We start from the raw sequence: 12,896 nt of genomic DNA on the forward strand, positions 1-12,896 counted from the left end.
GGTTCGAGATGGCGTTATTAAATGTAGATAAATTATCGGTGCATTTCGGCGACGAAGACGCACCGTTCCGTGCCGTGGACCGCATCAGCTATAGCGTGGATCAGGGGCAGGTTGTCGGCATCGTGGGCGAGTCCGGCTCCGGTAAATCCGTCAGCTCGCTGGCGATTATGGGGCTTATTGACTTCCCTGGCAGGGTGATGCCGGAAAAACTGGAATTCAACGGCCGGGATCTGAAGCGCATTTCTGAGAAAGAGCGCCGCAACCTGGTGGGCGCCGAAGTGGCGATGATCTTCCAGGACCCGATGACCAGCCTGAACCCGTGCTACACCGTCGGTTTCCAGATTATGGAAGCCATTAAGGTGCACCAGGGGGGTAACAAGAAAACCCGCCGCCAGCGCGCAATCGACCTGCTGACCCAGGTGGGTATTCCTGACCCGGCTTCACGTCTCGACGTTTACCCGCACCAGCTTTCCGGCGGGATGAGCCAGCGCGTGATGATCGCCATGGCGATCGCCTGTCGTCCTAAGCTGCTGATCGCCGATGAGCCAACCACCGCGCTCGACGTAACTATTCAGGCGCAGATCATCGAACTGCTGCTGGAGCTGCAGCAAAAAGAGAACATGGCGCTGATCCTGATCACCCATGATCTCGCGCTGGTTGCCGAAGCCGCCCATAAAATCATCGTGATGTACGCAGGGCAGGTTGTGGAAGCGGGTTCGTCCCACGATATCTTCCGCGCGCCGCGCCACCCGTACACCCAGGCTCTGCTCCGTGCGCTGCCGGAATTTGCTCAGGATAAAGCGCGTCTGGCCTCGCTGCCGGGCGTAGTACCGGGCAAATACGACCGCCCGAACGGCTGCCTGCTGAACCCGCGCTGCCCGTATGCGACCGACAAATGCCGCAGCGAAGAGCCAGCGTTAACCCTGCTGGCAGACGGGCGTCAGTCCAAATGCCACTACCCACTCGATGATGCCGGGAGGCCAACCCTATGAGTACCCAACAGGCCGCCGCGCAACCGCTGTTGCAGGCCATCGACCTGAAAAAACATTACCCGGTGAAGAAGGGCTTTTTCGCTCCTGAACGCCTGGTAAAAGCGCTGGACGGCGTAAGCTTTACCCTCGAACGCGGCAAAACGCTGGCGGTCGTCGGTGAATCCGGCTGCGGGAAATCCACCCTCGGCCGCCTGCTGACCATGATCGAAGTGCCGACCGGCGGGGAGCTTTACTACCAGGGCCAGGATCTGCTGATCCCGGACGCCTCGGCGGAAAAGCTGCGCCGGCAGAAAATCCAGATCGTCTTCCAGAACCCCTATGGCTCGCTGAACCCGCGTAAAAAAGTGGGGCAGATCCTGGAAGAGCCGCTGCAAATCAACACCAGCCTGAGCAAAGCCGAGCGCCGCGAAAAAGCGCTGGAGATGATGGCGAAAGTGGGTCTGAAAACCGAGCACTACGACCGCTATCCGCACATGTTCTCCGGCGGCCAGCGCCAGCGTATCGCTATCGCTCGGGGCCTGATGCTTGACCCGGACGTGGTGATTGCCGATGAGCCGGTCTCCGCACTCGACGTGTCGGTGCGTGCTCAGGTACTGAACCTGATGATGGATCTGCAGCAGGATCTGGGGCTGTCCTACGTGTTCATCTCCCACGACCTGTCGGTGGTAGAGCACATCGCCGATGAAGTGATGGTGATGTACCTCGGCCGCTGCGTGGAGAAGGGCAGCAAAGAGCAAATCTTCTCCAACCCGCGCCACCCGTACACCCAGGCGCTGCTGTCCGCCACGCCGCGCCTGAACCCGGACGAACGTCGCGAACGCATCAAGCTGACCGGCGAGCTGCCAAGCCCGCTGAACCCGCCGCCGGGCTGCGCCTTTAACGCCCGCTGCAGCCGTCGCTTCGGGCCATGCACCCAGCTCCAGCCGCAGCTGAAAGACTACGGCAATGGCCAGCTGGTGGCGTGTTTCGCGGTTGACCAGGATGTGAACGGGGAATTGCGTTAATCGTTTTCACCCTCTCCTTAAAAGGAGAGGGTTTTTTTCACAACTCATTGATTAATTTATTTTTTCCAAGAAATCCTGGCAGACTCCCGTATTATTCCCCCACAGAAACAGTGAAATCATAAATCCTGCATTTATCCCCCGCCGCTGACTGAGTAAATTGTGATCCCTGTCACTCATGCATGTCTCTGCGGAAGCGCAATACTATGTCGAATAATAAAGATAAACCTGCCACATCCCCGTGGATCGCGGTCTTTTCCCTGACCGTGGCCTGCTTTGTCATGGTTACCACCGAGTTTCTACCCATCGGTTTGCTGACCAACATCGCACCTTCCCTGAATGTTTCCACCGGCACCGCCGGGCTGATGGTCACCATGCCAGGCATTGTTGCCGCCGTCGCGGCCCCGGTCCTGAGCCTGGCTTCGGGCAGCCTCGACCGCCGCCTGCTAATGCTTGGCCTGTCGCTGCTGTTGGTCGTCTCAAATCTGGTGTCCGCCCTGGCCGTTAACTTCCCGATGATGCTGCTGGGCCGCGTACTGCTGGGGATCTCCGTCGGCGGGTTCTGGTCCTTCTCGATAAACTATGGCCGTCACCTTGTGCCGGAAGCGAGCCAGGGACGCGCCGTGGCACTGATCATTAGCGGCGTGTCCGTCGGCGCGGTGTGCGGCGTCCCCGCCGGGGCATTCATCGGCGACCTGTTCGGCTGGCGTACGGCATTCTTTGCCAGCGCCTGTTTAGCCGCCATCACGCTGCTTGCCCAGTTTCGCCTGCTGACTTCCGTGCCGCCTGGCCGGGCGCTCACCGTTCAGGATTTGCTGTCTCCGCTGCGCCTGCCTATGGCCCGCATTGGGCTTATCGCCATTGTGCTGCTGTTTGTGGGCCATTTCTCGGCTTACACCTACCTGCGTCCGCTGCTGCAGCAGGTCTTTGTGCTCAGCCCGTCGGCGATCACTTTCCAGCTGCTGGCCTACGGCGCAGTTGGCCTGCTGGGTACCTTTATCGGGGAACGCCTGGCGGAGCGCAGCCTGCGCGGGACCTTCATTCTGGCGACGGCAATGCTGGCCATTATCCTGCTCGTCTCCCCACTGCTTAGCGGCCTTGCGGGCGCCACGGTAATGGTGCTGGTGTGGGGCCTGGCCTTTGGGGCCGTGCCGGTCTGCGCGACAAACTGGATGTTTGAAGCGGTGCCGGACGCGCCGGAAGCAGGCCAGGCGCTGATGGTCACGGTGATTCAGGTTGCCCTGGCATCAGGTGCCCTGATCGGCGGTGAAGTCGTAGACTGGCACGGCGTCAGCAGCGCCATGCTGTTTGGCGGGGCGCTGCTGCTCTCGGCCACGCTGGTTTTCGGCCTCTCCTTGCGCAGCCGGATGATTAGCGCTAAACAATGTGGATGATTGTTTACGTGGATAAACAAAACCCTGCCGGAGGCAGGGTTTTTCGTTGAGGACGGCTATGGATCATCACTTACTGGCTATTCGGGTGTTTAATCGCGTGGTGGAAACCGGCGGGTTTACCCGTGCCGCCGACTCTCTGAGTATGCCGAAAGCGACCGTCACTAAACTGATTCAAAATCTTGAAAACCACCTGCAGACCAAGCTGTTTCAGCGCACAACCCGCAGCGTATCGGTCACCAAAGAGGGCGAATGCTACTACCGCCGCACCGTAAAATGGCTGGCCGACCTGGAGCAGATGGAAGGCAGCATGACCGAATCACAAACCGAGCCTCAGGGCGTGCTGCGCGTGGATGTCGGCGGATCTTTCTCTCGCGAGATACTGATTCCCGCGCTGCCGGAATTTCTTGAACGCTACCCGGGTATCTCCATAGATCTTGGCGTCAGCGACCGACTGGTCGATTTAATCAACGACAATGCGGACTGCGTGATACGCAGCGGCCCACTGGTTGATTCTACGCTCATTGCCCGCCGCCTGTTTACTATGGACTGGGTTACCTGCGCCACGCCGGACTACTTTCAGCGCTACGGCACGCCTTCCCGGCCCAAAGAACTTGAACAGGGATACCCGCTGGCGCATTACCGCCACGCGCGCAATGACCGCATCTCTCCGCTGCGTTTTGTCGATCGGGGAAAAACCATCGAGATGCAGCACCGCTATCAGATTAGCGTCAACGAAAGTAACGCCCATCTCGCCATCGCGCTTTCCGGGGCGGCCTTAACCCAGGTCGTTCGCTTTGCCGCCCAGCCGTATCTCGACAGCGGGAGGCTGGTCAGCGTGCTTGAGGCTTACCCACCGCCGCCGGAACAGATGTACCTGGTTTATCCTTCCAACCGCCACCTTAGCGCCAGGCTGCGGGTATTTATTGAATGGGCCGTGGCGCGGTTTGCCTGACCGGTGTAAAGACGCCACCTCACTTTTCCCCGCATAAAAATATGTTACTCTCCGCAGGGTTAACCCTCTGGAGACGGCTATGAACGGCAAGGCAGCGCGCCCTACGATAAGCGATGTCGCGAAAGCGGCGAAGACCGGGAAGACCAGCGTTTCCCGCTACCTTAACGGTGAGCAGAACGCGCTGTCTGATGACCTTCGTGGGCGCATTGAGCGCGCCATTGCAGAACTCGACTACCGCCCAAGCCAGATGGCGCGAGGCCTGAAAAGAGGCCGCACCCGCCTTATCGGGCTGATCATTGCCGACATCACCAATCCTTATTCCGTTGACGTGCTGAGCGGTATAGAAGCCGCTTGCCGCGAGAAAGGCTTTACGCCGCTGGTGTGTAACACCAACAACGAAGTCGATCAGGAACTGCACTACCTCGACCTGCTGCGCAGCTATCAGGTTGAGGGGATTGTAGTCAATGCGGTTGGGATGCGTGAAGAGGGGCTCAACCGCCTGCAACAGTCCGCCCTGCCGATGGTGCTTATCGACCGCAAAATCCCGGACTTTGCCTGTGACATGGTCGGGCTGGATAACATTCAGGCCGCGACAACCGCCACCGAACACCTCATCGAGCAGGGCTTCGAAGCTCTCCTTTTCCTGAGCGAACCGCTTGGCATGGTGAACACCCGCCATGAGCGGTTGCGAGCATTTCGCAGCACATTAGGCCGCCATTCCGGCATAATTGCCGAAAATGCAGAAACACCGCTGCATGAAGCCGAACTGATCGACAACACGCTTCGCGAGTTCCACTCCCGCCACCGCGGTATGCGTAAAGCGGTGATCTCCGCCAACGGCGCGCTAACGCTGCAGGTTGCCCGCGCAATGCGCCGCCTCGGCCTGAGCTGGGGCAGCGATATCGGCCTGCTGGGGTTTGATGAGCTGGAGTGGGCGGAACTTGCCGGCGTCGGCATCACCACCCTGAAGCAACCTACCTGGCAGATAGGCTACGCCGCGCTGGAGCAAGTTGTGAGGCGCATTGAAGGCACCGCTGAAACCGTACGTGAACAGCTATTCTCCGGCGAGCTTATCGTGCGCGGCTCCACCTCCCGCTAAATCTTTTGTTCGTGATGGCGCTCAAAAATTGGCAAGCAGGGTCTTTTCTTTGGAACCGGTTCCATCTAGCGTAAATAACATCAGTCGTTCGTTGTTATCGCCGGGAGACCACCATGCCGCGAAAAATTATTGTCGTCACCGCCGCCTACGGCCACGACCGCCTAGCCGCCCTCGGTGGCCAGCAGGCGGTGCTGCCGATCATTGCTGAAGCGGGGGCCGACGGCGTAGAAATCCGCCGCGAACTGTTCACCGCCACACAGCTGGATTTTCTGTCGACCGTGGCCGGAGAAATTACCCAGCACGGGCTTGAGGCCTGCTATTCCGCGCCGGAGCCGCTGTTCACGGGCGACGGCAAGCTAAACTCGCTGATCCCTTCACTTCTGCAGGAGGCCCACCAGCTAAATGCCCGCTGGCTGAAGCTCTCTCTCGGGCAGTTCAACACCGCCCAGGCATTCGACACGCTAAAACAGTGGCTCAGCGAAAGCCCCGTGGCACTGGTGGTGGAAAACGACCAAACCGACAGCGGCAAACTTGCGCCAATGCAGCGCTTCCAGGCCGCCTGTGGCGTTCACAACCTGCCGGTGACGCTCACCTTCGATATGGCCAACTGGCTGTGGGTGGACGACTCTCCACAGCAGGCCGCCCGCACGCTGGCACCTTCCGTGAGCTATATCCACGTCAAAACAGCGGTCGCCCAGCATAACCGCTACCGCGCTGTGGCGCTGGATGATGCCAGTTCAGACTGGAAAGGGCTGCTGAATATGCTGCCGCCAGATGCCCCACGCGGCATTGAGTTTCCGCTGGAAGGGCGAGACCTGGTCGCGGTTACCCGGCATTACGTCAATCTTTTACGCGAGGAATAACCATGCATCAGCTGGATGTCATCACGATAGGTGAAGCGATGGCGATGTTTGTCGCCAGCGAAACCGGCGACCTTGCCGCCGCCGAACATTTTGTGAAACGCGCGGCTGGCGCGGAGTTAAATGTCGCCACGGGGCTGGCTCGCCTGGGCCTGAAGGTGGGCTGGGTAAGCCGCGTAGGCAACGACTCTTTTGGCCGCTACGTGCTGCAACAGCTGGCGAAAGAAAACATCGACAGCCGCGGAGTGACGGTCGATGAGCAGTACCGCACCGGTTTTCAGCTCAAATCCAAAGTCGAAGATGGAACCGATCCCATCGTGGAGTATTTCCGTAAAGACTCCGCCGCAAGCCACTTATCTGTGGCCGATTTCAACGAGGAGTACTTCCTCTCAGCGCGCCATCTGCACCTAAGCGGCGTGGCGGCGGCACTCTCTGACACGTCTCTGGCGCTGCTGAACCACGCGGCCAAAACCATGAAACAGCTGGGCAAAACGCTTTCCTTCGATCCGAATCTGCGCCCGGTGCTGTGGCGCAGCGAAGCCGCAATGGTGAAACAGCTTAATCAGCTGGCATTCCAGGCCGACTGGGTGCTGCCCGGCGTAAAAGAAGGCATTGTGCTAACAGGTCAAAACACGCCTGAAGGGATCGCCGATTTTTATCTGCATCAGGGCGTGAAGGTCGTGGTGCTAAAAACCGGCGCAGACGGCGCCTGGTATAAAACCGCAGACGGCGAGAAAGGCGCCGTGGCGGCGGTAAAAGTGGAAAACGTAGTGGACACCGTGGGGGCCGGAGACGGCTTTGCGGTCGGGGTGATCAGCGCCCTGCTGGAAGGGAAATCTTTGCATCAGGCAGTCAGCCGGGGCAACAAAATCGGCTCACTGGCGATACAGGTCATCGGTGACAGCGAAGGGCTACCGACCCGAAGCGCACTGGGCGAATAACGCCAAATCCATCGCTCTGTCCCCTACAAACAAAGCGATACGGTTAACCTCAAGATAGAGGCACTCTCATGAAAAACCAGACAATCGCGCCAAAGCGCTGGTGGTACATCATGCCTATCGTGTTTATCACGTATAGCCTGGCTTACCTCGACCGCGCCAATTTCAGCTTCGCTTCCGCCGCAGGCATCAACGACGACCTCGGCATCACCAAAGGCATTTCATCGCTGCTGGGGGCGCTGTTTTTCCTCGGCTACTTCTTCTTCCAGATCCCCGGGGCGATGTACGCCGAGCGCCGCAGCGTGCGTAAGCTTATCTTCGTCTGCCTGATTCTGTGGGGCGGCTGCGCCTCGCTGACCGGCGTGGTGAGCAACATTCCAATGCTGGCCGCCATCCGCTTTGTCCTCGGCGTGGTGGAAGCGGCGGTGATGCCAGCGATGCTGATTTACATCAGCAACTGGTTTACCAAATCCGAACGCTCCCGCGCCAATACCTTTCTGATCCTCGGCAACCCGGTCACCGTGCTGTGGATGTCGGTCGTTTCCGGCTACCTGATTCAGGCCTTCGGCTGGCGTGAGATGTTTATCATCGAAGGGATCCCGGCGGTTATCTGGGCGTTTGCCTGGTGGATGCTGGTAAAAGATAAACCTGCCCAGGTGGGCTGGCTGTCCGACAGTGAAAAATCGGCCCTGCAGGCGCAGTTACAGAAAGAGCAGGAAGGCATCAAAGCCGTGCGTAACTACAGTGAAGCCTTCCGGTCACGTAACGTGGTTATTCTGTGTATGCAGTATTTTGCCTGGAGCATCGGGGTGTACGGTTTCGTGCTGTGGCTGCCATCGATTATCCGCAGCGCGGGCGCGTCAGGCATGGGAATGGTAGAAGTCGGCTGGCTCTCTTCCGTGCCTTATCTGGCCGCGACCATCGCGATGATCGCCGTCTCATGGGCGTCGGACAAAATGCAAAATCGGAAGCTGTTCGTCTGGCCACTGCTGCTGATTGGTGCCCTGGCGTTCCTCGGCTCATGGCTGGTCGGTGCCAACCATTTCTGGGTGTCCTATACGCTGCTGGTGATTGCCGGGGCCGCGATGTACGCCCCTTATGGCCCCTTCTTCGCCATTATCCCGGAGATGCTGCCGAAGAACGTTGCCGGCGGCGCGATGGCCTTAATCAACAGCATGGGCGCGCTGGGCTCCTTCGTCGGCTCCTGGTTTGTGGGCTACCTGAACGGTGCCACCGGCAGCCCGGCAGCGTCCTATGTCTTTATGGGGCTGGCGCTGCTCGCCTCGGTATGGCTTACTCTGATTGTGAAGCCCGCTAATCATCAACAAATCCCGTCCGGCGCACATCACGCCTGACTCCGCGCCGGGCGCTCTGTCGCCCGGTTCGCGTTTAACCGAAAACGGAGAATCTCATGAAGCCGTCCGTCATCCTCTACAAGGCACTGCCTGACAATCTGCTGTCCCGTCTTGAAAGCCACTTTACCGTTACCCAGCTTGACGATATCAGCCCGGAAACCGTGCAAGCGAACGCAGCGCTGTTTGCCAATGCGGAAGGTATCCTCGGCTCTGGCGGCAAGGTCGACGCAGCGTTTCTCGCGCATACGCCAAAGCTGCGGGCAGCTTCTACCGTTTCTGTCGGCTACGATAACTTCAATGTGGACGCCCTGAACGAACGCGGCGTTGTGCTGATGCACACCCCGACGGTGCTGACCGAAACCGTCGCCGATACCGCCATGGCGCTGATCCTGTCCAGCGCACGCCGCGTGGTGGAAGTCGCCGAGCGCGTGAAGGTCGGCGAATGGCAAAGCAGTATTGGGGCTGACTGGTTTGGTATCGACGTGCATCATAAAACGCTCGGTATTCTGGGCATGGGGCGCATCGGCCTGGCGCTGGCACAGCGCGCGCACTTCGGCTTCAGTATGCCAATTCTGTACAACGCCCGCCGCCATCATAAGGAAGCGGAAGAGCGCTTTAACGCCCGCTACTGCGACCTGGACACCCTACTGGCAGAGTCTGACTTCGTTTGTATTCTGCTGCCGCTCAGCGACGAAACCCGCCACCTGATTGGCGCAGAACAAATGGCGAAAATGAAGTCTTCCGCCATTTTAATCAACGTCGGCCGCGGCCCGGTGGTGGACGAGAAAGCGCTGATTCAGGCGCTGGAAGAGGGAAAAATTCACGCCGCCGGACTGGATGTCTTCGAACAAGAACCCCTGCCGCTGGAGTCCCCGCTGCTCGGCATGCCGAATGTGGTGGCCTTGCCGCACATCGGTTCCGCCACCCATGAAACCCGCTACGGCATGGCAGAATGCGCGGTGGAAAACCTGATTACCGCGTTAACCGGCAGGGTGGAAGTGAACTGCGTGAATCCGCAGGTACTGAAATAGCTTTTCCGGCGGGCCAGAAAAAAGCTAGCCCGTCGAATAAATGACGTTATGCCGGTATGAGGCTGCCTCGGTCTTATACCGCATGATCATTTCCTGCATTTATGTTTGCTCGCATATAAATATAATTATTTTATCAATAATCCACGGCAGATTCCCCTGCACCTCACCATCTTAAGTATCTGGCAACGATATAAATCATAAATATGGCGAAAACACCAACAGGCCAGATGGGGCCATCAGGGAAAAAATAGACCCAGAGAATAGCGAACAAGGCCGTTGATGCTGTTGGAATACAGGGAAAAAATAAAGATCTAAAAAGTCGTTTAAAAAATCGTTTAATCACATTCATCATAGTTATCGAATAGCAAGGTAAAATACAATATAATTTACCATTTCAAGTAACGAACAGTTATATAAACCATAAGTATAAAGAAAACACCAACAGGCCAGATGGGGCCATCAGGAAAAAAATAGACAAGAACCACGGCAAACAAGAATGTTGCCGCTGTTGGGATGTACGGAGAGAATAAAGATTTTAAAAATCGCTTAAGAAGTCTTTTTATAATATTCATCATAGTTATCGAACCATGCTAGTGATAATGTCGATAATTTCGTCATCTGATGTCCAAACTACATCTCGTGCACGAGAATATTGAAACAATGGCTCAATCAGAAAGTACATCATCTCCAGATCTTGCGCGTATAGCGCTGAATAGTAACCTGGATAAGCGGCACGAAGCCGATGGGCGCTTTCTGCTGCTCTCTGGACGACACCATACATAGTCGCACCCATCGCCACTCTATTTGCTGTATGCCCAGCAAATATACTCACACCTTGTCTTGCGCCCATTCCAAAAGCAACTGTGCTCGCAACCATTAATGCGAGTCCGTGGCTGGTAAGTGTGTTGGACGCAATACGGGCATTTACAGCCATCAGTTTTTTCTGGATGTATTGTAATTGCTCAGATGTCCTAAATTTAATAAGATTAACAAAATAAATTTCCAACATATCACCAATGACGCCACCATTCTTTAACAGATAAATAACACCCTTAGTAAATCTGATATCTTCAGTTTTTTGCTGCTGGCACACATCCTGGTATTCTTCAGTAAAGCAGGATGTGTAATACAAAGCCCGCGTTGCCCCCGCGCCAATGGTTTCAATCTGATGTGAGACTGCTTTCCGAACCCCAATGACTGCACGATCAAGCTTTTGAGCAAGAATTTTATTTGACTGCAGATAACTAATAACGTCATTTCTGTAAAACATACATAGCCGCTCCGTGCTAATTATTAAGTCCGTTTTAAAAGGGTATATTTTAAAATCCGGCAAGTAAATAAAAAGCGTTTATTAAATAACCCAGCCGGCCATCCTTTTATCGAGAATATCAGCCATAAAAAAAGCGGAGTCGCCGTGAAGCGCTCCGCTTTTTCTTAGAGCATAAAACTTACTGCGTAGCAGCCTGCGCTGCGGCCCAGGCCTGAGTAAATGCCTGGTGCTGAGCGGACAGCGGGCCAATCAGCGAGTTGTACTGGCTTGCCTGCTGGGAAGTCAGGAACTGAATCCCGCCGTTAGCAAAGCCAACTTGCGTTCCCTGCTGAGCGATAAAATCACCCACCTGCACCAGCTGCTGGGTCAGGGTCTGCGCGGCTGGGATCAACGGCGCCATGGCGTTCGCCGGGCCGGTGACGACTTTCTGATAAACCTGATAGTAAACGGTTTTCAGATCGTCAGGCTGCTTCAGCGCTGCAAGCGCACCGTCGGCCTGCATCTTGGCATTCTGAACCTGCTGACCCAAAACGTTCAGCGAACCGTTAGCCTGGCGCAGCGCGTCGCGCTGGGTCATGTAATCCTGCGGAGCGCGGATGCTGTTCACGCTATCCACAACCGGCTTCATGCCTTCGTCCATGGCCTGGCTAACCTGCTGGGAGAAGCCGTACAGAATGGCGTAGTCAGAGACCAGCGGGCCAAACTGTTTTTTCTGATCGGACGTCAGCGTCGGCAGGCGGTCGCCGCTACGCATAGCCGTGTTTTGCAGAAAATCGATGAACGCCTTACGCTGATCGCCTTCTTTATCGAAGCAACCACTCAGGCTCACCACCATTAATAACGCCGCCAGCGGCGCAAACCAGCGAGACCAGGACTTACCTGTCGCCATCATTTCTACTCCTGTCACCAATGCACTACCTGGCAAATTGCCACCCAATAACGATGCTAAGAATAGTCCAACCGCCCTTCGCAAGATACCCTTTCGCAACAATCTCTTTCCGCTCTGAGCAAGCTTTGCCTCTCTGCCTGAACTTTGGCAAGGCACTGGCTGAGGAATAACAAAGACCTTCTACTTAGCAAGGTTTAGTCATGCAGAGTAAATAATAAAGCGGCCGCTAATCTGGCCGCTTATGCAAACACATCCTCGTCCAGGACCAATATCAGAAACTGTAGCTGGCGCTGACAAAACTCAGCGTGGCCACTTTCTTTGCAACAATTGGGCTGTCGGCGGCATCACCCACTAAGGCGGTGACTCCCGCCCCCGCCTGTAGCGCAATATTTTGGGTCCATTCATAATTTAGCGCTGCGGTCAGCGTGACATCCTTAAAACCACTGCCTGGTCGCCAGGTAGAAAAGGCCGTGCGCTGCGCCTGCTCGGGAGTCACGCCAAAATAGCCGCGTTGATAGCCGCTGTTTACCCATGTTGTGGAGAGATTTGTTTGCAGAGAGAACCGATCGTTAAGAGGCGTTACGGTGCCAACCCCCAGTTCAGCCAGTAAAGTGCGGCCTAAATCCTCTCCGCCATAATGCCTTTTCTTCGTCGCCTGCAGCACCTTTACATAGCTGCGGAAGGGATCCAACAAATAGCTTAGCTCCACGCCCGCCTGCAAAGCGCCCCCCAGGTCGCCCATGCCCTTAAGCGTTCTGTCTTTGCCATCAAGCGTATTAATAACTTCATCCCGGCCTGAGTCATAATCAAGCAAGAGCGCCACGCCAAAAGGCTCATCCAGCGGCAGCGCCCAACTAAGGCCATTATTCCCAAGACTCACGCTGCCCCAGCTTCCGTGACTGTAGCCGATGCTCAAATCGTAAAGCGCCGTTGGCCGGTATTTATCCGCCCCCTGATAAGCCGGCGCAAACGCGACGCCGCCGCCAACGGTTAAATAAGCTTTTCCATCTTCAGCCTGGGCTAATACAGGAAATAAAAGGGATAAAGCAAATACCGAGATTGCCAGAGATTTTTTCAAAATTAAGTTCCTTTATTTAAAACCACGGTTAGGTATT

General features: G+C 56.4%; 12 protein-coding genes. 9 read left to right on the forward strand and 3 right to left on the reverse strand.

Features of this window, described 5'->3' with window-relative positions:
• Positions 1-8 precede the first annotated feature (8 nt).
• From dppD to ghrB, 9 genes are all read left to right on the forward strand, one after another.
• Positions 9-992 (forward strand): dipeptide ABC transporter ATP-binding protein, encoded by a 984-nt coding sequence (dppD, locus tag WFN87_RS13965; RefSeq protein ID WP_008457613.1) that lies wholly within the window; start codon positions 9-11, stop codon positions 990-992.
• Positions 989-1,996 carry a dipeptide ABC transporter ATP-binding subunit DppF gene (gene dppF, locus WFN87_RS13970; protein WP_008457615.1) on the forward strand — a complete coding sequence of 336 codons (1,008 nt, stop codon included), beginning with the start codon at positions 989-991 and terminating at the stop codon, positions 1,994-1,996. Before dppD ends, dppF begins: the two co-directional genes overlap by 4 nt.
• A gap of 203 nt (positions 1,997-2,199) precedes the next feature.
• Entirely contained in the window at positions 2,200-3,387 is a 1,188-nt protein-coding gene (locus WFN87_RS13975; protein ID WP_336983232.1) for an MFS transporter, read from the forward strand.
• A gap of 58 nt (positions 3,388-3,445) precedes the next feature.
• The gene (locus WFN87_RS13980) at positions 3,446-4,339 is read left to right on the forward strand and encodes a LysR family transcriptional regulator (RefSeq protein ID WP_336983233.1); all 894 of its coding nucleotides are present in this window, start codon (positions 3,446-3,448) and stop codon (positions 4,337-4,339) included.
• Positions 4,340-4,418: 79 nt separating this feature from the next.
• The gene (locus tag WFN87_RS13985; RefSeq protein WP_336983234.1) at positions 4,419-5,438 is read left to right on the forward strand and encodes a LacI family DNA-binding transcriptional regulator; all 1,020 of its coding nucleotides are present in this window, start codon (positions 4,419-4,421) and stop codon (positions 5,436-5,438) included.
• A 113-nt stretch (positions 5,439-5,551) separates the two neighbouring features.
• The gene (locus tag WFN87_RS13990; RefSeq protein WP_336819334.1) at positions 5,552-6,301 is read left to right on the forward strand and encodes a sugar phosphate isomerase/epimerase family protein; all 750 of its coding nucleotides are present in this window, start codon (positions 5,552-5,554) and stop codon (positions 6,299-6,301) included.
• Between the two features lie 2 nt (positions 6,302-6,303).
• Positions 6,304-7,239, forward strand: a complete 936-nt coding sequence (locus tag WFN87_RS13995; protein ID WP_336983235.1) for a sugar kinase — start codon at positions 6,304-6,306, stop codon at positions 7,237-7,239.
• Positions 7,240-7,307: 68 nt separating this feature from the next.
• On the forward strand, positions 7,308-8,591 hold the full coding sequence (locus WFN87_RS14000; RefSeq protein ID WP_008457627.1) for an MFS transporter: 1,284 nt from the start codon (positions 7,308-7,310) through the stop codon (positions 8,589-8,591).
• A gap of 56 nt (positions 8,592-8,647) precedes the next feature.
• Positions 8,648-9,622 carry a glyoxylate/hydroxypyruvate reductase GhrB gene (ghrB, locus tag WFN87_RS14005; protein ID WP_336983236.1) on the forward strand — a complete coding sequence of 325 codons (975 nt, stop codon included), beginning with the start codon at positions 8,648-8,650 and terminating at the stop codon, positions 9,620-9,622.
• A 577-nt stretch (positions 9,623-10,199) separates the two neighbouring features.
• Here ghrB and WFN87_RS14010 read toward each other — a convergent pair.
• The 3 genes from WFN87_RS14010 to WFN87_RS14020 form a co-directional block, all read right to left on the reverse strand.
• Positions 10,200-10,892, reverse strand: coding sequence for a hypothetical protein (locus WFN87_RS14010; protein WP_008457632.1), 693 nt, complete (start codon positions 10,890-10,892; stop codon positions 10,200-10,202).
• Between the two features lie 178 nt (positions 10,893-11,070).
• Entirely contained in the window at positions 11,071-11,781 is a 711-nt protein-coding gene (locus WFN87_RS14015) for a DUF3053 domain-containing protein (RefSeq protein ID WP_336983255.1), read from the reverse strand.
• A gap of 271 nt (positions 11,782-12,052) precedes the next feature.
• A complete protein-coding gene (locus WFN87_RS14020; protein WP_336983237.1) occupies positions 12,053-12,859 on the reverse strand; it encodes a MipA/OmpV family protein in 807 nt (268 codons plus the stop codon).
• Positions 12,860-12,896: the final 37 nt, after the last annotated feature.

Origin of the sequence: Cedecea sp. AS113 (assembly GCF_037152415.1) — a bacterium.
GTDB lineage: Bacteria > Pseudomonadota > Gammaproteobacteria > Enterobacterales > Enterobacteriaceae > Cedecea.